This window comes from Streptococcus cristatus, from assembly GCF_008369405.1.
GTDB lineage: Bacteria > Bacillota > Bacilli > Lactobacillales > Streptococcaceae > Streptococcus > Streptococcus cristatus_G.
The window spans coordinates 21,108-42,146 of the sequence record NZ_VSJJ01000004.1 but is presented as its reverse complement, the minus strand read 5'-3'; the positions used below and the strand labels follow the sequence as shown (position 1 = coordinate 42,146).

The window sequence follows — 21,039 nt, the reverse complement described above, 5'->3', positions numbered from 1 at the left end:
CTGATTTATAAACTGCCTTAGAACGCAGCTTATACTAAATCAGACTGTATTTTTATGTTATTCAATTAGAAGCCATCTACGTTGGTGTAGATTTTTTGGACATCTTCATCGTCTTCAAGGACGCTATACAATTTTTCGAAGGTTTCTAAATCTTCTCCTGTTAATTCCACTTCTGACTGAGGAATCATTTCAAGCTCTGTCACTTGGAATTCTTGGATACCAGATTCACGCAAAGCTACAATTGCTTTATGTAGGTCAGTTGGCGCTGTATAAACTGTGATACTTCCTTCTTCAACCTCTACATCATCCACATCTACATCTGCTTCTAAAAGCAATTCAAAGATGCTATCTGCATCGTCACCAGCAAAAACGATGACACCTTTGTTGTCAAAAAGATAGGATACAGAGCCACTAGCACCCATGTTCCCGCCATTTTTCCCAAAGGCTGCACGAACGTTGGCTGCAGTCCGGTTGACATTCGAAGTCAAGGTATCAACAATCAGCATAGAACCATTTGGCCCAAAGCCTTCATAACGACCTTCTGTAAAGGTCTCATCTGTATTTCCCTTAGCCTTGTCAATCGCCTTATCAATAACATGCTTTGGCACTTGCGCTTGCTTAGCGCGATCAATAACGAACTTAAGGGCTGTGTTCAACTCAGGATCTGGTTCACCTTTTTTCGCTGCTACATAGATCTCTACACCGAATTTAGCATAAACTTTTGAGTTTGCGCCGTCTTTAGCTGTTTTCTTAGCTACAATATTGGCCCACTTACGTCCCATTGGAATTTCTCCTTTAACTATTCTACAATTTTAATCTTCCTTATTATAACACAGGAAAGACGAAAAATCATCCAACAAAAACAGGAAAGTCCCCAATTCCTTAAAATTATCTGCTGAAGTACGAACTAGATATAGAAGAGATTAGAGTACTAGTTCCTTATATCTTTTAAAATACTGAGATCAGTCATTACATTCTCTTTATAGTAAAACGAAGGATGCTAATAAATTAAAGGCGAAGTTTCCTATTATCATCCAGTAAATCTCCTATTTTACTAGAGTCTTCTCTCATTTCTTACTACAAAAGTTAGCTAATCAAATAAATAAAAAATCGATAACTTCGTAAAGAAGTTATCGATTTTTGCGAGCTGTTAACTAATCGTCTACAACTCTTCAGTGATTACTATCCAAGCTGGAAAGACTTAATCTTCTTCTTTCAATCTTGGTTCAATCAAGCTAACACCTGCGAGTGTTGCAACAATTCCTAAACCAAGTACTGCTGCTGAAGATGATTTCTCACCTGTATTTGGCAGAGCAGTAGTTCCAGGAACTTTCGGTTCCACTGGCTTGTTCGGTACTTGTTTATTTGGTACCGGAGCTGGAGTTGGTGGAACAGGTTTCGGTTCTGGTTTTGGTTCCGGAGTTGGTGTCGGTGCAGGTGGAACTTCTACCTTCTTGTAAGTTACGACTTCATCTGCTGGTTTCGCTGAATCTGCTGTAACCTTCACATCTGCTACGCTTGGTTTGTCCGCTACGTAACCCTTGATGTCTGGTGAAGTTTGTCCCTTGATCACGTCATCTTGTGATGTCCATAGGCCTTTTTCTACGATCGCTTTCGTTACGACGTTGATCTTCAGAATACACGTGAATTTAGCGCTATCTGTGAAGCTTGGTGCTGCTTCTTTACCATCTTCGTATACGTACTTGATCGTACGGCTCAATTCTTTCACAGCTTCTTGTTGAGCTGACTTGATCTTATCATCTGTCCACTTAGGTCCATCCGGATTGCTTGGATCCATTGGAGTATCTGGTTTAGGCGGATTATTCGGATCGAATGGTACTACAACCTGACGCATAGTAACGGTGAAGGTTTGATCCTTCTTATCGTCATTATCGAAGGTCTTAGGTCCCTTGAACTCATCGTTCACCACTTCGTAGCCCTTGTCTGTCAATTCTTTCAGACGAGCTGCGTAGTTGGTTGTACCGATTGGCTCACCTGACTTACCGCTTTCGACAACCTTCGTCAATTCCTTATTACCGTCAGTTTGGTCTACGAAGCTGATAATCGCTTTTTGACCATCCTTCACGAAGTTGATTGGTGTATCCTTAGTTGGATCGCTTGGAATTGGTGGTGGGTTGTAACCCTTGCTTGGATCGCTCGGATCTTTCGGTGTCAATGGTGTTGTACCATCTGGGCCTACTGGGGTAGTACCTGGTACATTTGGAATCACTGGAAGGTCAGTGCCTGGCTTGCTTGGATCTGTTGGATCATTTGGATATGGAATGTTTGGAACTTTTGGAAGTCCGTCTGGTACATACTCAATGATACCGCGTTGATCATCTTGGCTGTAGCTTACTACTTCATCTTCGTTAGGAGATGTAGGAGTAACAGTTGAAGCTGGAACGCTTGGTTTGTCTGGAGTGAAACCAGTAACTGCTGGAGAATCAACCTTTGGAAGTTCTTCACTTGGCTTGTTCCATTGACCTGGAGTTTCAACACCTGTCACCTTGTTAACAGAAACTGGGCGAGTAAATGATGTTGTTTGAGTAACTGGGCGAGGAAGAGCTGGACGACCGGCTGTCACACCATCCTTGTATTGGTAACGAACGTTACGAGTAACATCTTTTGTTTCTTGTTTTGTCTCAATACGTGGAGTAAGAACAACTTCCCATGTTTGATCTACATTGTTATCACTGTCAAATCTTTGACCGCCAGCTTTAGTAAAGCCGTCGCTAACAAGATCATAACCCAACTGTTTAAATTCATTGATTTTCGCAGTTGTTGTGTAGTTGACAGGTGTATCTGATTTACCAGTTACGTTGTCTGTGTGAAGAGTCTTAGCTGGAACACCATTTTTACCATCTGTACGGTAAACGATGCTTCCCTTTTGATCTGCAGCTGAATAGCTTACAATTTCACGCCAGCTTGGGTCTCTTGGTGAAACAGTAGCTGAATTTACACGTGCTTTATTTGGTGTAAAGCCTGCTACTTCTGGGCTGTCAACCGCATCTACAGTACGAGTATTTGGAGTCCAATTACCGTATGTTTTCTGACCAGTTACTGGATCTTCTGACACTTGTCGTGTGAATTGAACTGTTTGTTCAACTGGTTGTGGAAGTGCTGGACGATTTCTAGTCACACCATCTTCATATTCGTAAGCGATTGTACGAGTAACGTCTTCTGTTTCTGTTGTTACTTTTGGATCATTCTTACGGTATGAAACGATTTCACGCCAGCTTGAATCTGTTGGTAAAACAGAAGCTGAATCTACACGAGTTTTATTTGGTGTAAAGCCTTGAATCGCCGGTGTATCAACTGCAGGTACAGTTCGAGTACTTGGAGTCCAGTTTCCATATGTCTTCTTACCACTAAATGCATCTTCTGACACTTGTCGTGTGAATCGTACATTTTGTTGTACTTCACGTGGAAGAGCTGGACGACCTGAAGTCACACCATCTTCATATTCGTAAACAATTGTACGAGTAACATCTTTGGTTTCTGTTGTTACTTTTGGAGCATTCTTGTCGTAGTAAACCGTTACATCACTTGGAGTAGAATCTGGATTTACTGTAATTCCCGGCACAGTTGCGGTATCCGGAGTATATCCTGGCACATCTAGAGAATCTACTGGTTTGAAAGTCTTAGATGCAGGGCTCCATGGACCTGGTCTACCACCTGTCACAGTCCGAGTGAACTCAGCTGTTTGAGTGTAAGTTGGCGGAAGTGTCGGTCCTTTCACACCTGGTTTGTATTTATAATAAATATTACGAGTGACAGTCTTCTTTTCTGTCTTCGTATCTGTAGCACCCTTACGGTAAACGTAGGTTACTGTACCGTTGGTACCCCAGTCAGCCAGAGTTCCTGAAGGTGGCAAACTACCATTTTTCATCCGAACAAAGCCATAGCCTGGGATTGATTTTTGTTCAGTGGTATAAGCTTTACCTTTGAAAGCACCTTGTGGATAGGTTACTGAGCCTTCAGCGATTTCTCGACCTTGCTCATCTTCATAACGTACGTCGACAGAGGCACTTTGATAGAAGTCAAAACGTTTAATCTTGAACTGTTGCAAGTTCTTTGTAGTTACCAGTCGTCGCTGTAACCACCATGGACATGATCTCTTCTGAAGAGCTCACTTTCTTCTTCCATTGCTTAATTCCAAGATTACTTTCGTAAGCAATCGTTAATTCCTTGGTTGTACCATCATACATGATAGCAAAATTATGGAAACGACCATCTAGGTCACTAGAGTCCAGACGTTGGGCACTGCTAGCATCCGTCTCAGCCCACCAGCGCTCATACTCATCAGCAAACCAGCCTTGACCTTTAACCTTTTTATGAGTAGTACTTACCCAAGCACCAAATTGTCCTAGGCGAGGGCCTTCTGCCCAACCATATTGGAATGAGTCCGTGTTGCTAGTATCAAAACGGTTTCCTTTTGGCGGTGTATGCACGTTCCAGAAAGTATCCAGTTTGAAACCATTCGCATTACGCAGACCACCGATACCAAGGTTACCACCATCGGCACCTAGGTCTGTTGTATTCCCTGTGTGGAAGGCAAAACCGATACCATCGGCACCATAACGTTCTTGAGTCTTATCACCAAGGTTAACTCCACCAGTCAGCTTGAAGCTTTGGTTCATATTGATCTTACTCTTCAGACTGAAGTTACCTGTCTTAGAGTTTTCATCTGGAGTAAGGGTTACGATACCATCGTATGAATTATAGGTAGCTGAACCATTCAATCTGAAGTAGTCAAGGAAGTTTTCTTTCGTTACAGTTGTTTTTCCTGTTTGTGGGTCAAACGAACGGAAGCCGCTTTCTCCTGATTTACGGAAATCAGCGTAACCTTTATTTACTTCGTTTTGAGCTGCTGCTAATGTAGAATTAGCTTCACTCTTAGCTACTGCATCTGGTGCTTTGCTAGCTGTTGCCAAACTAGCTGCTTGGCTAGCCGCTTTTTCAACTGATACCTTAGGTTCTACAGCAGCAGTTGATTCTGCAGCTGCTTCAGATGACACTGCAGTTGACGCCGCAGTAGCTGAAGAAGCTGGGCTAACTTGAGCCTCAGACTGAGCTGCAGGAGCAGCTGATTGACTAGTCGCTACTGAAGCTTTAGATACTTGTGAAGTAGCTTCCTTCAAAGCTGCTTCACTTTTTGAAGTAGCTTCTGATTTAACAGCCTTGTCTTCTACTTTGCTAGACAAGTCTTCAGCAGATGTCGAAGATGCTGTAGAGGCTGCACTTGAAACTGCATTACTTTCAGCTACAGTAGCTACGGTAGAATCCTTACCTATGGCCGACTCAGAATCAGATTCATCCGTTCCCGAATCTTTCCCTGAATCCGGCACAGAGGTCGTTTTCTCCGTAGAGGTGCTTGAAGAATCCGTCTTAGCTAACGTATCGGCTGAAACGACATTCCCCCAAAGAACATGAAAGCTGCGACTGCTACAGAAGCCACGCCCACATTAAACTTACGAACTGAGTATCGAAGTCGTTTCTCAGCACTCGCACGGTTTAATCTGCGTCTCGCATTTTTATCCATGAACATCTCTCCTTTTTAAAATATAGTTCAACCACCTATTACTCAACACCTTAACGCCTGAGCAGCAAAGTATTTTATAACATATGATTGGTGGTTCTAATGTCAAAGTTTAGACATTAAACCATACCAATAGCTATACCGCTTTTTCCTATTATATCAATGTTTTTACTGTCTAATTTTTTTCTGTAACAAAAGTGTAATATCATATTATAGGGATAGAAAAAAGCTTTAGCGACGCCGTTTCAAGAGAATGAGAACAACAAAAAAACAACCTTGATAATTTGATGATCAAAACAAAATAAAAGAGCCCCTGCAGGGCTCCATCCAACAAAAGTCAGTCATAAAATCCGACACTTGAGATAGAAAACCTGCTTAGGACTCTCTCAATTTTTATTGAAACTCTGCTTCAACTCGGTAAATAACCTGACCCTTGCTAGAGAATTTTTGCTCATATTCGGTTAGGACATTGCCTTCAAAGTCGCTGGCATGAAGATCCAGCCAAACACCTTTGAGAATCATGCCATACTGCGAAAAACTGACCAGACTGTATTCAAACAAGCCACGATTATCCGTCTTGAAGTGGATTTCTCCTTTTTCTGGCAAAATCTGCTTGAAGGTATCCAAGAAAGACTTGTAGGTCAGCCGGCGTTTTTCATGCCGCTTCTTAGGCCACGGATCAGAGAAATTCAAATAAAGCCGGTCAATCTCTCCGTCTGCAAAGTAGTTGGTCAAATCTGAACCATCCACCCAGAGTAGCTTAATATTGGGTACATCAGCCGCCAAAACCTTATCCAAAGCGTAACTGAGAACAGACTTCTGAATGTCAATCCCGATGTAATTGATGTTTGGATTAGCCTTAGCCATCCCTGTAATGAAAGCCCCTTTACCGCTCCCAACTTCAACATGGATCGGATGGTCGTTTCCAAAAATTTCTCGCCATTTTCCCTTGGCATCAACTGGATTTAGAACCACATAGTGGGGATTAGCTTCTAATAGTTCAGTCGCCCCCTTACGATTTCTTACTCTCATCTTACCTTTCCATACTTAGAACGGAAGTTGCGTAAGGCGTAAATCTCCCGGTTCACATTTTCTAAATCATTGTTTTCATAATATTTAGCAATCTGCATCAGATAAGAGTATTGACCAAACCAATACAGTTTTTTGATAACCTTGTCATTGTACTTATAACCGTAGTAGGTCAACCACTCCTGCCAATTGGTATCTGGGATATAGTGACTCAATATATGAGCAACATCCAACATCCTGTCCGTCAAGCGAACCGAATCCCAATCCACCAAATAAATCAAGCCACTATCCGTCTGAAACCAGTTGCTATGCCGTACATCACCGTGGACAATCGTCGCATAGTCCTCGCGGAAAGCAGGAACCGTTTGCCGCAAATCACGGATAATAGACTGCAGGTACTGATTGTTCCTCAAAACGACCGGCGCTTGATTGAGCCAGCTATTGATTAAATCAATCGGCGTTTCCAAAATATAACCTAATTTAGCCAACTGAGTCATCAGAGGGCGCGACCGATGCAAACGCGTTAAAATATTGATTACTTGCTTTTTCGACATGTCATTTGGTGTTAAGATGGCACCTGAAAGCCATTCTTGGCCACTCATAACATTGCCATCTGGCAAGCGTCGACTCCACAGAAGTTGCGGAGCAATTTGTTCTCTGGCTAAACCTGCCAGAATCGGGGTCGTATTCATCTTGACGAAAACTCGCCCCCCGTCTGGATAAGTTCCCATATAGGCCTTTCCGCTCTTACCAGCTATTGGTGTCAGGGCTAGCTCGTTATCAACCAAGACCATGATTCCCCTCCTTAAAAAGTTTCCTTACTATTTTACTAATTTTCATTCTTTTAGTCAACCAATCTTTTCAGCTTATATGGCAAATAGACAAGATACAAGAAGATCGTCGCCCCAAGCACGGCTAGCACAGCTATTTTATCCTGAAAACAAAGCGCTGCTACTAGCGTCTCAAACAGTAAGACACTGTATCCAATCCCTGTAATAACCAGTCTTGCTCCCTTGATTTTAGACTCGCTATCCAGCGGGAAAAGCTGGGTTAGATACTGATAATCAAAGGCTTCATACAAAGCCAGCAACTGAAAGAGCAACAGATAGTTGAAGAGGACGACAAAACCTGCAGCAATCCAAGGCTGGCTAACAAAAGCAATTGTCAGCAAGGCTAAAAGCAGGAGGCGCAAGGTCAGAGGGAATAGATCGCCATTGCGCAGATAAGAACGCAGAAACATATTTTGCCAAGTCTTGGCATGGATCTTAGACAAAAGCCTCGTCAGCCCGTCCAAGTAAGCTCTTCTTTTGACACTATTGGAAATGCCTTTTACATTTGTAAAGAGGGCGAAGAAACGAAGAACTTTCTGCTTGCGCCCTTCCTCAGCTGCAATTGCAAACTGCCAATCGAGGCGGTCAACCAAGAAAAAGCGACGTCCCTTGAACTGAAAGACCAGCCATTTTAGCAATAACATAAGGAGACAGTACAGCCCAAAGCCCCAGATTGGCAAGCCTAGAGCCAAAAACAGGGGCGCTAACAAGACCAACAACAAGGTTTGCAGCAGACCAAAGAAGAGATAAGAACGCTGGATTTGTCCCTTGACAAACTCAATAACCGCCTGCTCCTGCACCAGCAAGAAGAGCTTATCTGGCTTCTCAAGATAGATTGCAATACTGCCAAAAGGAAGAATGAGCACAGAGAATAAGACTAATCCGGCTACGATCGGCCAAGAATGACTAGGAAAATTCCGTAGCAATTGATTGTACTGAACCGCCAGAAATCCGAGAAAAATCAATAAAAACAGGACAAAGTGATCATTGAGAACATAGCGCAAATACTTCAGGCAGCGCTGACGGAAATCCTGCTTACGTTTAGCAAATACTTCTTTCATAAGGCAGCCTCTTCCGTCAAGGCAAGATAGATGTCATTGAGACTAGCTTCTGGCATCTGAAATTGTCCTCGCAACTCAGTCAGATTGCCCTTAGCGCGCACCTGCCCTTTATGCAAAATCACAAAGCTATCGCACATCTTCTCAGCCGAATCCAGTACGTGGGTACTCATGAGGATGGATTTACCTTTTTTCTTTTCCTCATCCAAGAGCTGGATAAGGTCTGCAATAGCTACCGGATCCAACCCCAAAAAGGGTTCGTCCACGATAAAAAGACTAGGATCTACCACGAAAGTACAGATAATCATGACCTTCTGCTTCATCCCCTTAGAGAAATGCACTGGAAACCAGTCCAACTTATCCTTCAGTCGGAAGATAGTTAACAAGCGCTCCACGCGCTCAAAAGCGACTTCCTGCTCGATATCGTAAGCCATGGCCACCGTTTCAATATGCTCACGTAGGGTCAGCTCTTCGTAGAGACTCGGTGTCTCTGGGATAAAACCAATCTTCTTACGGTAGGCACTAGGATTTTCTCGCAGCTGCAAACCATCAATCCGAATTTCTCCCTTGTAAGGCGTCAATAAACCGATAATTTCATTGATGGTAGTGGATTTACCAGCACCATTGAGGCCAATCAAACCAACCAGCTGACCATCACCCACTTCAAAGCTGACATCCTTTAAAACCGGGATATTTACATAGCCGCCCGTAAGCTCTTTGATTTCTAACATATTTTCTCCAAATCTGGTATAATAGTTCTTATATTATAACAAAAATCTAGCGAATAGAGGTATCATTTATGGCTGATTGTATTTTTTGTAAGATTATCGCAGGGGAAATCCCGTCTTCTAAAGTTTATGAAGATGACCAGGTAGTAGCCTTTCTAGACATTTCTCAGGTCACTCCAGGCCATACTTTGGTCGTTCCCAAACAGCATTTCAGAAATCTTTTGGAAATGGATGCAGACAGTGCTAGTCAGCTCTTCGCTCGTGTCCCAGACATTGCCCGCAAGGTTATGAAAGCGACAGGCGCCAAGGGCATGAACATCCTTAACAACAACGAAGAAATTGCTGGACAGACTGTCTTTCACACCCATGTCCACCTAGCTCCTCGCTATGAAGAGACAGACGGTTTACAAATCAGCTTTGAAACCCACGAACCAGATTTTCCAGCCTTAGCTCAAGTGGCTGAAAAGATTGCTCAAGCCTAGGGAGGGACTATGAAATTTTCAAATCTCATGCTTTTCACAGGCGCAGCCTGGGCCAGCTACCATTTGGTCAAAAATCGGAAGACAATCAACCAAGAAGTCGTCGAAACATCCGATATCTTGGACAAAATTCAGGACAATTTAGCTAGCATCCAGCACAACATCGCCATTATCCAAGAACAGCGAGACAATATCAAAGAGATGGCGCAGGATCTGACTTACAAATACAAGGTTTTCGAAAAACAAGCTCAGGCTCAAATCGCACAAATACAGGACATCTGGCAATAGAAAACCTCTCTTATAACAACAAAAACCATGGTCACAGCCATGGTTTTCTTCATTTTCACAAGATAAGAACTTCAATCAAAACTTATCGGTTATTCTCAACTTAATCTCTTCTTAAGAATTCATCCAAGTAATAGTCAAAGTAGGTCTTGCTTCCTGTGATGACAACCGCACGACCTTCAATACCATAACGCACCTTCTTGGCTTGAGCACCCGTTAAGGTTATTTCAGCTTCCACCTTAAAGAAGTTTCCTTTTTCCGTTTTCGTTGCATTGCTGTCAATGTTTGAAATTTTAGATTTGAGAACAAATTCTTTATTATTTCCATCCATTGCAGTGAAACGCAGAGTCTCACCTTTTTTCAAACTAGCTACATCTTTCGAGGTCACATAGGTTGTGATAACGACCTTTTTTTCCTTGGCCAAAACAGGATACAACTGAGCGAGCAACTTCCCTTCGGGAACCAGATTCGCTCCTGCTGTTTCAGGATTTAGGTGGAGAACACCATCTTCAGTTGCTGTGATCATGCCTTTTTGAGTGATACCACCTTGCACCTTAAGATTATTTTCAACTTCTAAAATCTTTTGATTCAAAGCCGTCAATTCTTGGCCAACTTTAGTCAATTGTTGAGCTTTCAAGGATTCAAGCTGGCTATCCAAACTTCCAGAATAGGCTTGCTGAGCACCGGAACCTGCATACTGCACCCGATAACCCGAAAGAGCTGATTCAAACTGCGAAATCTGATTGTCAATCTGCGACAAAACTTGATTCTTTAGCTGACCTTGACTATCAGCAGCGGCTTGCGCCTCATAAGCCTGATAAATGCTATAACCAGCATTGGTCGAAGGGACACTTGTCCCATTTTGAATAGCATTTCTAAGCGTTTGATAATCCGCCAATTTAGCATTGGTTTCATTGATCAAATTCCCCAGCTCCGCCTGTGAATTACTAGCCGCTGAATTTTGAGAAGCAATGGTCGAATTCTGTTGCTCGGTGTTACTACGGATGCTAGCAGCTTGACTCTTATAGTCATTAAAGGCCTGCTCATAGCCGAAGCGATCCTCTCCTGAAAACTGGCTAGTCCCCGTCTTCAGACTTTCCTGCAGCAATTCCAACTGCCGTTTTTGCTCCTTCAAGCTTTCCACTTGAGAGGAGAAGGTTTCTTTTTGAGTATTTTCACTATCAGACTTATACTGAACTAAAAGATCCCCTTTTTAACAACCTTGTTTTCCTTCAAATTATTAGTGACAATCGCATTGTTACTGGTTGATTGGATGCTGGCCAAAATTTTGCTAGGCTCAATAGAGGCACCTGAAGTAACGGTGATTTCTTTTTTAGCAAATAGAGAGAATAAAACTACAAAAAGCAATAAGAAGAAAGTCGGTAAAATCACGCGCACAGAAAAGCTAGAATATCTATGATTATAAAATTCGGCACTCTCTAAGTAATGTTCTTTCATCTTCTTTCTCCTTTCTAACTATTTACCAGATGAGCATAGAAGCCATCCTGAGCAACCAGCTCCTCATGCGTTCCTTGCTCTACGATTTCGCCCTTGTCCAGAACTACCACTTTTTCAGATCGCTCTGCAATGGTCAGTCGATGGGCAATAAATATAATGGTCTTGTCCAACTCTAAGAGGTTGTCAATAATCTTTTTCTATGTCAAGATATCAAGGTTGCTGGTCGCCTCATCGAGAATCAAAACAGGAGCATCGGTCAAAAGAGCCCGAGCCAAGGCCAAACGCTGACGCTGACCACCTGAAATCCCTGAACCATCTGATGTCAATTCTGTTTGATAATTCAAAGGCATCCGTTCAATGTCTTCACGAATCTCGGCAATTTCCAGCGCCCGAATGATCTCTTTCTGAGTCGTTCCAGGCTTGGCACCTAGGAGAACATTCTCCAAGATGGTACCATTAAAAACATAAGGCTGTTGCGGCAAGTAATTGATATGACGCCGCAAGACATGTTTGTCAATCTGATTGAGGTTGATATTATTAACCAGAATCTCTCCCTCGTTCGGATCATAGAAATTCACAATCATCTTGGCAAGGGTCGTCTTTCCAGAACCAGAAATTCCGACAAAGGCCACCTTGCTACCTCTTTCAATGGTCAAGTTAATATCTGATAGAACATTTCGTCCATAGCCATACTTATAGCTGACATTCCGCAACTCAATATTGCCCTTGGTCATACTCAAATCACGAATCGCTTTTTTATCCATAAACTCAGAATCAACCAAATAAACCTCGTTCAATCGATTATTGGCAACTTGTGCTGTCTGGAGCTTGGTCTGTAAATTAATAATGTTTTCCAGCGGACTGGTGAAATAAACCAGCAAAGTGTTATAAGTAATCAGCTGCCCCAAGGTCATTTTATTGTCCATAACCAAAAGGGCTCCCATCCAAAGAATTGCAACATTCAGCAAGAGCTGAGCTGTCTTCTTCAAACCAATTTGGATATTCTCCATCCGACTATAAGCAAATGATTTCTTCAAATAATCCACAAATTCTCTATCAATCTTTTGATAGCGGAAATCCTCACTGGTCAAGGATTTGATCGTCTCAATCCCATTGATATCTTCGATAATAGAAGAAGACAGAATGGCATTGGATTCCATGGTGTCACGATTCATTTTTTCAAATGGTTTCATGAAGGCAAAAATCACAACAATATAGATCGGCAGCGAGAGCAAGCTAATAAAGAATAAATAGAAGTTTTGCGAGAACAAAACAACTGCCATGACGACAACGATGGAGACATCCAAAAAGATGGAGAGAATGGTACTAGCTAAGGCATCAATGATACTATTGGCATCATTGAAGCGCGATACGATTTCCCCTGTCCTTCTCGTAGCAAAAAAGGACATAGGTAGATGAAAGACATGCTTAATATAGGACAAAATCACATCAATCGAAAGTCGTTGCCCCAAAATCAGAAGCAAATAATTCTGAGCATAGGAGAGGATCTGTTGCAGAATATAGACAACTATTAGACCTAAAGAAATAATCCCTAAGGTATTCCTCATCTGATTGGGTACATAGGTATCAATAATCCCCTGCATATAGTAAGAGCCCACGATATTGATGATCGTAACCAGCATCGTTGCGATAACGATATTAGCAATCAAGCCTTTTTGCTTTATTAAAATTGGAACAAAAGACCAGAGACCATTTTTCTTTTCCTTATGCGGTCTATATTCCGGTGCTGGGGCAATGAAAATAGAAACACCTGTCCACTCTTGCGCAAACTGTTCCTTAGAAAGCTTGGTCATCTTAACAGCTGGATCAGGGTCAGCAATATGAACCGAATGTTTATCATGCCCAGTCACAACGTAGTAATGAAGCATCTTCTTGTCTTTGATGACATGAGCGATAAAAGGATAGATAACCCCTTTCATGTCAAATAAAGACATATCCGCTTTCAAGGCTCGTGTTTCAAAGCCTAACTCTTCCGAAACTTTCACTAGCCCAAAAGCAGTTGTTCCCCTCAAGGTCGTTTTGGCTATTTCACGCAAACTGGCCAAAGAATAATAGGAACCATAATAACCATAAATCATGGCGAGCGCTGCTACACCACAATCTCTAGCGTCAACTTGAGCTCTATAATGACGCTTTGTAAATCTCATACAATCTCCTTTATTCACAAAAGTGTAAATTTATTTTTATGAAGGATAACCCTACACAAAAACTCCTAATAGTGAACTTACTTTTTCAACCGTAGTTGCTTGCCAACTCGATGCTTATCAGTTCTCTCCAACAAAAAACAAACACAAAATTAAGGAGGGAAAATTTTCATAGCAAGCAAAAAAGTAGGTATCTATATCATACACTAATGTGGCGTATTTTTCCAATGGTATCAGTCGTTTTACTCTATATAAGCACAAAATCACTTAAAAAATAGACACAATGTAACTTTTACACTAAAAAGCCTCTTGTCCAAATCAAGACGAACAAGAGGCTTTATGTCGAAACAAAAAATATTAGTTAAAAACGTCTGGGCTTGCAGCACCACCGTTGTTAGCACCGCCACCATTGCTAGAACCACCAGATCTTGAACCAATTCTACCTCTGATGCGACCATATGCACGAATAGCAACGCCACGTACAGCACGACCAACTTCACGACCGATATCAAATACGGCACGTACAAGGTCACCGCCGACCCATCCACCTTCTACTTCAACCAATTCAGCTTCAGTAAGAGGCATAAATTTTTGATCTAATGATTTAAAATCTTTGTTCATAGAATTCACCTTCTTCTACTTGGATACTAAATTAGTGATACTAAATTAGTTGAAAAGTCCTACTAAGAAGCCTGAAACCAATGATCCGCCCAAAATAGCCAATGATACTGTGAAAATATCAACAGGGACTCCGTAGAATGACCATCCACCGTCGATCATCATCATTTCTTCTTCAGTCAACGCAACAAATTGGTTGTCCATCATAGCAAAGTTTTCCATATGTGTTCTCTTTTTTTACAAGGCTTTCTTAACCTTGTTAATATATTGTTTGTGGCCAGTTTTATTCAAACATCGCTTCAACACCTATATTATACAACAACCCTATCGGGTTCAACATGACATTTATGTCATGTTTAGGGGAAAAATATGTAATTTTTTTATAATATTTGAAATATCCTCTTTTTCCCATTCTCCCTAGTTTCATTTTGTGGTACAATAGGGGCTATGGAAAGTATTACTTTAAGTCCTAACCGAGAAGAAATTCAGGCTTTTGTCCAGAAATATCGAGACAAGATTGTGCCCAGTAAAAATCAGTATATCCAATATCTACTGAAATTGGACCAGGCGACTGTCAGCATCTATACTTCTGGCAAGGTTCTTTTCCAAGGAGAAAAAGCTGGTCACTATGCTGCTTTTTTCGGCCATCAAGCCGAGGAAACAAGCAAGACCTCTCAGAACATTTCCCTTATCGGTACTGATGAAGTCGGAAATGGCTCTTACTTTGGTGGTTTAGCAGTTGTTGCTTCCTTTGTCACTCCAGAACAGCACTCTTTCCTGCGTAATCTGGGCGTGGGCGACTCAAAGACCTTGACCGACCTTAAGATTCGGCAGTTGGCACCGATTTTGAAAAAGGAAATCCAACATCAAGCCCTGCTCTTGTCTCCAGAAAAATATAACGAAGTGATTGCCTCTGGTTACAATGCTGTATCTGTCAAGGTGGCTCTTCACAATCAAGCCATTTATCTGCTGTTACAAAAAGGTCTGACGCCAGAAAAAATTGTCATCGATGCCTTTACCAGCCAGCAGAATTATGACAAATACCTGCAAAATGAAAAGAATCATTTCCCAAATCCCGTTAACCTCATTGAAAAGGCTGAAGGGAAGTTTCTAGCTGTCGCCGTTAGCTCTATTATCGCTCGCGATCTCTTTCTGGAAAATCTGGAAAAGCTAAGTCAAGAGCTTGGCTATACCCTTCCGAGCGGGGCTGGGAGCAAGAGCGATCAAGTTGCTTGCCAGATCCTCCAAGCCTATGGAATGGCTGGCCTCCAGCATACCGCTAAACTTCATTTTAAAAATACAGAAAAAGCTAAAAAGCTCTTAGAAAGGTAGACTATGAAAAACAAACGCTTTGACTTCCGTGCCTTCCTCAAGGAGTGGGGAGTCTTTACCCTGATTGTCTCCGTCATCTTACTCACTCGCTGGCTGCTCTGGGCACCTGTCAAGGTAGACGGCCACTCTATGGATCCAACCTTAGCCAATGGTGAGTATTTGATGGTTTTGAAACACCAGTCTATTGATCGTTTCGATATTGTTGTAGCCTCCGAAAAGGATGACGATGGCAAAAAGAAAGAAGTCGTCAAGCGGGTGATTGGCCTTCCGGGTGATACCATTCAGTACGAGAACGACACCCTTTATATCAATGGTAAGAAAACTGATGAACCTTATTTAGCAGACTACATCAAGAAATTCCAAAAGGACAAGCTCCAGTCTACCTATGTGGGCAAGGATTATACGGACAACGGGACTTTCTTCCGTAAGCTCGCTTCTCAAGCCCAGGCCTTTACAGTGGACAAAGAGGGCAGCCCAGTCTTTACCATCAAGCTCCTAGATGACGAATACCTGCTTTTGGGTGACGATCGGATCGTGTCCAAGGATAGTCGTCAGGTCGGTGCCTTTAAATCCAGTCAGATTCAAGGCGAAGCTAAATTCCGCTTCTGGCCGCTGCTACCATTTAAGACTTACTAATACTTAAGAGTATAACCCCTTCAAACTCAGTTGACTTCTCAGCTGGGTTTGCTTTTTAAAAACAGATACATAAATAATGACAGAATTTTATTTTTCAGGCACTATTGAGCGCATCATTTTTGAAAATCCCAGCAACTTCTTTCGAATCCTCCTCTTGGATATCCAAGACACGAATTGTGAAGATTTTGATGATTTTGAGATTATCGTTACCGGCACTATGGCCGATGTTATCGAAGGTGAAGATTATACATTTTGGGGCAATCTAGTTCAGCATCCCAAGTACGGACAGCAGCTCAAAATTTCCCGCTATGAGAGGGCAAAACCAACTAGTAAGGGGCTGGTTAAATATTTTTCCAGTGACCACTTTAAAGGTATCGGGGTCAAGATAGCACAAAAAATTGTGGATCTTTATGGGGAGGAAACCATTGACAAGATTTTAGCTGAACCAGAAAAACTCAAAGAAATCACTGGCCTTTCCGCTAAAAATCGAGAAGCCTTTGTTGCCAAGCTGCAACTCAACTATGGAACAGAGTTGGTCTTAGCCAAACTGGCAGCCTACGGCATTCCTAACAAGCTAGCCTTTCAAATCCAAGAAACTTACAAGGAAGAAACGCTGGAAGTTGTCGAGCACTATCCCTACCAACTAGTTGAGGACATCCAAGGCATCGGCTTTAAAATTGCCGATCAGTTGGCCCAGCAGTTGGGCATTGAGAGTGATGCCCCTGAGCGTTTTCGGGCTGGCTTGATTCACACCCTCCTGACCCAATCCATGGAAAGCGGCGACACCTATTTGGAGGCCAGAGACCTATTGGCTCATACTATTGAACTTTTGGAAAGTTCGCGTCAAGTAGAACTAGATCCCAGTCTGGTAGCTAATGAATTGGCTCACCTGATTGAGGAAGACAAGGTCCAGAATGTCGAAACTAAAATTTTTGAGAACAGTCTCTTCTTTGCCGAAGAAGGCATCCGCAGTAATCTGGTCCGCCTCTTGGAAAAAGGCCATCAGGATCGCTTCGAAGAAGAGAAAATCCTCGATGCCATCAGCCAAGCTGAAGATGAACTAGGCATCTACTATGATGGTATTCAGAAACAGGCTATTTTCGACGCTATCACACAAAAAGTCTTTATCCTGACGGGTGGACCAGGAACAGGCAAAACAACCGTCATCAATGGTATCATTGCCGTCTACAGCCAGCTTCGAGGCTTGGATTTGAAAAAGAAGGCCGATTTGCCCATTCTTCTAGCTGCTCCAACTGGTCGGGCTGCTCGCCGTATGAATGAACTGACTGGACTGCCCAGCGCTACGATTCACCGCCACCTCGGTATGACTGGTGATGATGATAGCAGTCATCTGGATGATTATCTGGATGCTGACTTTATCATCGTGGACGAGTTCTCTATGGTGGACACTTGGCTAGCCAACCAGCTCCTCAGCAACATCTCTTCTAATACCAAGTTGCTTTTGGTCGGCGATGCGGAGCAGTTGCCCTCTGTCAGTCCTGGTCAGGTATTAGCTGACCTACTGCAAATACCGAGCATTCCCCAAACCAAACTGGAAAAAATTTACCGTCAGAGTCAAGATTCGACCATTGTCACTCTGGCCAGTCAGATCCAAAAAGGACTGCTGCCAGCAGATTTTACTGAGAAAAAAGCGGATCGCTCTTATTTTGAAGCTCGAAATGAGCACATCCCGCCCATGATTGAACGAATTACTAGCGCCGCTATTCGCAGCGGCATCCCAGCTCAGGATGTGCAAGTGCTGGCTCCCATGTACCGCGGACAGGCCGGCATTGACCAGATTAACAGCCTCATGCAAAATCTCATCAATCCTGTGGAAAAAGACCAGCTGACCTTTGAGGCACCTGACTGCCAATATCGACAGGGAGATCGGGTCATCCACCTCGTCAATGACGCTGAAAATAATGTCTTTAACGGTGACTTGGGCTATATCACCGACCTGCTGCCGGCTAAGTACACCGAATCCAAGCAGGACGAACTAACCATCAACTTTGACGGCAACGAGATTAGCTATCAGCGCAGCGAATGGTACAAAATCCGCCTAGCCTATGCCATGAGTATCCACAAGTCTCAAGGCAGCGAATTTCCTGTGGTTATCCTCCCTATTACTCGAAGCAGCCACCGCATGCTCCAGCGCAATCTGGTCTACACAGCTATCACCCGAGCTAAGAGCAAACTGATTCTGCTTGGGGAAAAGTCGGCCTTTGACTACGCCGTAAAAAATACTGGAACAGCCCGCAAAACCTATCTGATTGAACGTTTTGGAGATGTAGAATCCCCTCAAGAAATTATCCACATCCCTGTGGATAGAGTAGAAAAAGCTATGGAAAACCATGTCTTGACAGAAGAAAATTTCCTGAAAATCGACCCTATGATTGGGATAACAGAAGAAGATATTCACAGTATTTTTGGAGCATAAACACAAAAAGCAGTTGAGAGTTATTCTCAACTGTTCTTTACTTTACGCAACCATCAATATACCTAGCGGCCCCTCTTTAAATATGTCAAAGTCTGCTCCATCAGCTCGTCACTAAGGATATCAATGCCAATGGATTCCAGCATAAAGCGGATAAAGCAGAGACGATCAGCCTGCTTTTCAAAACTTTTCTCTGAGAATTGGCCCACTAACCAAAAATTAAGCAAGAGAAGAAAAACTTCAGCTCCCTCATCCGGAAACTGAGTCTGAAAGGAGCCATCTGCCATCCCCTTCTTGATAATCGAAGCGATAATAGAGGCGCTGATTTTCAGATTGTCCTGCAAAATGGCCAGGCCAAAACCTGCATCCTTATCGTACTCATCCATAACCGAATCCATGGCATGAATGGTCTGGCTCTCCAGATTGGCCTTAACGAGCGCCTGTAGCTGTTCCTTTCCGCTCAGCTGCTCGGTCGCTTGCAAGGTCTGGGCGATTTCTTCCACCATCAGATCCTTCCGATGCTGCATCACCTTTAGGATAATCTCATCCTTTGACTGAAAATGATGATAAATAGCTCCTTTTGATGGACTTGGTACCAGAGACAGATACTATAGAGAGCCAGTAAGCAGTAGCCAATGATATTTATCAAACCATGAAAGAAAATGCAGTAAAGGATAGACTGGCCTTTTTTATAAGGAACAATCAAGCAAAAGGCGGCAAAGGCAAAAATGAGCTGCCAAACTGCCCAGACTATCCTCACTGCCTCAGTAGCTAGTAGAAAAGGCCGCAGCTTTCTATTTCCAAACTGTTCTAGATCGCCCAATTTATCTAGGTTTTATATCTACCACTTGTTCCTTTCCCGATCTTGCAAACGCCGGATATGACAGAGATTAGAGGCAATACTCAGACCTTCTATTGCCATAATACCCAGTCCTCGCCAAGGGCTAAAGACAGAGGTCAGCAGACCACCAGCAAGGGCGACATAGCCAGCTTTGACTCCCCACTTAGAATAGCGGATGCCATTCTCACCTCGTGTCATGTTTTCTAACTGCACTTTACGTTTTTCTGCCTGCTGCTGCAAAAACTCTTTTTGGCCTTTACGTTGCCGATCCAGCTCCTGATTCAACTCGAGGACATGCTCACTTGTTTTTTATACTACAGATTTCTTCATTCTTGCTCCTTTTTAAAAACCGACTAGACGGTTTTTATTTTATAATCTCAGTATAACAGACACTGAAAAGCATGTCCAGTATTTTTAAAAAAGTTTTTTTATAGTCAATGAAATCATCAGCCAACTTAGAAACTCGTCACAAGCAACTCTCTCATACTAAAAACTATATCTAAAAAAGCTCGGTAATGAACCAAGCCTTTATATTTATTCAAACCCCGTCACTGTCAGTCCTAGCAGCCGGATACCTCGTGGTTGTTCTTCCAAGCTATCGTATATCTCATGCGCAGTTCGCTCGATTTGCTCCTTGTCTTGAGTGGCTAGAGCCAAACTTTTCCTTTTAGTCAAGGTTGAAAAATCGGCATAACGGATTTTCAGAACGATAGTTCGTCCTTTCTTATCATGCTTAGTCAGGCTATTTTCTACCTTCTGTGCCAGCAGGGACAGCTCTTTCTTGATGTCCTCCTCACCATAGAGCAGTTTGGCATAGGTCCGCTCCTTACCGATCGACTTACGGATACGATTGGACTTGACCGGACTATTGCTGATACCACGAGCTTTCCGGTAGAGATCAAAGCCAAAGCGGCCGAACTTATCAATCAAGGTCATTTCTGGTATTTTGAGCAGATCCGCACCAGTATAAACACCCATCTTATGCAGTTTCTCGACACTCTTCTTACCCACCCCATGAAATTTGGCAATGTCCATGGGTGCTAGAAAGGCCTCTGCCTCTTCAGGCAGAATGACCGTCAGACCGTGCGGCTTCTCATAATCACTGGCAATCTTGGCCAGAAACTTATTATAAGAAACGCCTGCAGAAGACGTCAGCTTCAGTTCATTCCAGATATCATGCTGGATCAGCTTGGCTACCTTGACCGCAGATTTAAGCCCTAGCTTATTTTCTGTCACGTCCAGATAGGCCTCGTCGATACTCATAGGCTCAATTTTATCCGTATAGCGCTTAAAAATCTCTCGGATCTGCAAGCCAACCGCCTGATATTTTTCGTAATTCCCCGAGATAAAAATTCCCTGCGGGCAGCGCTCATAGGCTTCCTTGGAGCTCATAGCCGAATGAACTCCAAACTTTCTAGCTTCGTAATTACAGGTCGAAACCACGCCACGTCCACCCGTCTGACGCGGATCACTACCGATAATAACTGGCTTCCCCTTAAGCTTTGGATTGTCCCGCTCTTCGACCGAAGCAAAAAAAGCATCCATATCAATATGAATGATCTTTCGCGATGTGTCATTGATTAGCGGAAAAATTAGCATGGCGTCTC

General features: G+C 42.9%; 18 protein-coding genes and 2 pseudogenes. 5 read left to right on the top strand and 15 right to left on the bottom strand.

The annotated features are described in order from the left end of the window. Positions 1-65 precede the first annotated feature (65 nt). The 8 genes from FXF62_RS04865 to FXF62_RS04830 all read right to left on the bottom strand — a co-directional run bounded on the left by FXF62_RS04865 (position 66) and on the right by FXF62_RS04830 (position 9,187). On the bottom strand, positions 66-782 hold the full coding sequence (locus FXF62_RS04865; protein WP_149517869.1) for a YebC/PmpR family DNA-binding transcriptional regulator: 717 nt from the start codon (positions 780-782) through the stop codon (positions 66-68). Between the two features lie 419 nt (positions 783-1,201). Next, positions 1,202-4,069 (bottom strand): mucin-binding protein, encoded by a 2,868-nt coding sequence (locus tag FXF62_RS04860; RefSeq protein WP_149517868.1) that lies wholly within the window; start codon positions 4,067-4,069, stop codon positions 1,202-1,204. After that, positions 4,050-5,348, bottom strand: coding sequence for a lectin-like domain-containing protein (locus tag FXF62_RS04855; RefSeq protein ID WP_149517867.1), 1,299 nt, complete (start codon positions 5,346-5,348; stop codon positions 4,050-4,052). Before FXF62_RS04855 ends, FXF62_RS04860 begins: the two co-directional genes overlap by 20 nt. A 44-nt stretch (positions 5,349-5,392) precedes the next feature. Then, the gene (locus FXF62_RS10990; protein ID WP_187984234.1) at positions 5,393-5,542 is read right to left on the bottom strand and encodes a YSIRK-type signal peptide-containing protein; all 150 of its coding nucleotides are present in this window, start codon (positions 5,540-5,542) and stop codon (positions 5,393-5,395) included. A 390-nt stretch (positions 5,543-5,932) separates the two neighbouring features. After that, complete coding sequence (trmB, locus tag FXF62_RS04845; protein ID WP_149517865.1) at positions 5,933-6,571, bottom strand: tRNA (guanosine(46)-N7)-methyltransferase TrmB; 639 nt, start codon at positions 6,569-6,571, stop codon at positions 5,933-5,935. Continuing rightward, a complete protein-coding gene (gene ccrZ, locus FXF62_RS04840; protein ID WP_149517864.1) occupies positions 6,568-7,362 on the bottom strand; it encodes a cell cycle regulator CcrZ in 795 nt (264 codons plus the stop codon). The genes trmB and ccrZ overlap by 4 nt, the downstream gene beginning before the upstream one ends. A 50-nt stretch (positions 7,363-7,412) precedes the next feature. After that, positions 7,413-8,459, bottom strand: coding sequence for an ABC transporter permease (locus FXF62_RS04835; protein WP_149517863.1), 1,047 nt, complete (start codon positions 8,457-8,459; stop codon positions 7,413-7,415). Then, on the bottom strand, positions 8,456-9,187 hold the full coding sequence (locus FXF62_RS04830; protein ID WP_149517862.1) for an ABC transporter ATP-binding protein: 732 nt from the start codon (positions 9,185-9,187) through the stop codon (positions 8,456-8,458). Before FXF62_RS04830 ends, FXF62_RS04835 begins: the two co-directional genes overlap by 4 nt. Positions 9,188-9,255: 68 nt before the next feature. On the opposite strand from FXF62_RS04830, the gene FXF62_RS04825 reads away from it, so the two are divergent. Both FXF62_RS04825 and FXF62_RS04820 read left to right on the top strand, forming a co-directional pair. Beyond that, a complete protein-coding gene (locus tag FXF62_RS04825) occupies positions 9,256-9,666 on the top strand; it encodes an HIT family protein (RefSeq protein ID WP_149517861.1) in 411 nt (136 codons plus the stop codon). Positions 9,667-9,675: 9 nt separating this feature from the next. Continuing rightward, the gene (locus FXF62_RS04820; protein ID WP_149517860.1) at positions 9,676-9,951 is read left to right on the top strand and encodes a hypothetical protein; all 276 of its coding nucleotides are present in this window, start codon (positions 9,676-9,678) and stop codon (positions 9,949-9,951) included. A 100-nt stretch (positions 9,952-10,051) separates the two neighbouring features. Here the strand turns inward: FXF62_RS04820 and FXF62_RS04815 are convergent. The 4 genes and pseudogenes from FXF62_RS04815 to FXF62_RS04800 all read right to left on the bottom strand — a co-directional run bounded on the left by FXF62_RS04815 (position 10,052) and on the right by FXF62_RS04800 (position 14,411). After that, positions 10,052-11,406 (bottom strand): annotated as a pseudogene (locus FXF62_RS04815) (bacteriocin secretion accessory protein). A 14-nt stretch (positions 11,407-11,420) separates the two neighbouring features. After that, positions 11,421-13,574: pseudogene (gene comA, locus FXF62_RS04810) on the bottom strand (peptide cleavage/export ABC transporter ComA). Positions 13,575-13,928: 354 nt separating this feature from the next. Continuing rightward, the gene (locus tag FXF62_RS04805; RefSeq protein WP_231913924.1) at positions 13,929-14,156 is read right to left on the bottom strand and encodes a hypothetical protein; all 228 of its coding nucleotides are present in this window, start codon (positions 14,154-14,156) and stop codon (positions 13,929-13,931) included. Positions 14,157-14,237: 81 nt separating this feature from the next. After that, positions 14,238-14,411 (bottom strand): Blp family class II bacteriocin, encoded by a 174-nt coding sequence (locus tag FXF62_RS04800; RefSeq protein ID WP_149517859.1) that lies wholly within the window; start codon positions 14,409-14,411, stop codon positions 14,238-14,240. Positions 14,412-14,636: 225 nt separating this feature from the next. Here FXF62_RS04800 and rnhC point away from each other — a divergent pair, with 225 nt between their 5' ends. The 3 genes from rnhC (at position 14,637) to recD2 (ending at position 18,594) form a co-directional block, all read left to right on the top strand. Further along, a complete protein-coding gene (rnhC, locus tag FXF62_RS04795) occupies positions 14,637-15,521 on the top strand; it encodes a ribonuclease HIII (protein WP_149517858.1) in 885 nt (294 codons plus the stop codon). Positions 15,522-15,524: 3 nt separating this feature from the next. Continuing rightward, a complete protein-coding gene (lepB, locus tag FXF62_RS04790; RefSeq protein WP_149517857.1) occupies positions 15,525-16,157 on the top strand; it encodes a signal peptidase I in 633 nt (210 codons plus the stop codon). 76 nt (positions 16,158-16,233) lie between these two features. After that, positions 16,234-18,594, top strand: coding sequence for an SF1B family DNA helicase RecD2 (gene recD2, locus FXF62_RS04785; protein WP_149517856.1), 2,361 nt, complete (start codon positions 16,234-16,236; stop codon positions 18,592-18,594). Between the two features lie 62 nt (positions 18,595-18,656). Here recD2 and FXF62_RS04780 read toward each other — a convergent pair whose 3' ends face one another. The 3 genes from FXF62_RS04780 to dinB all read right to left on the bottom strand — a co-directional run bounded on the left by FXF62_RS04780 (position 18,657) and on the right by dinB (position 21,031). Beyond that, a complete protein-coding gene (locus tag FXF62_RS04780) occupies positions 18,657-19,121 on the bottom strand; it encodes a hypothetical protein (RefSeq protein ID WP_262881590.1) in 465 nt (154 codons plus the stop codon). A gap of 311 nt (positions 19,122-19,432) precedes the next feature. After that, positions 19,433-19,717, bottom strand: coding sequence for a hypothetical protein (locus tag FXF62_RS04775; RefSeq protein ID WP_262881589.1), 285 nt, complete (start codon positions 19,715-19,717; stop codon positions 19,433-19,435). A 249-nt stretch (positions 19,718-19,966) separates the two neighbouring features. Next, the gene (dinB, locus tag FXF62_RS04770) at positions 19,967-21,031 is read right to left on the bottom strand and encodes a DNA polymerase IV (RefSeq protein ID WP_149517855.1); all 1,065 of its coding nucleotides are present in this window, start codon (positions 21,029-21,031) and stop codon (positions 19,967-19,969) included. Positions 21,032-21,039: the final 8 nt, after the last annotated feature.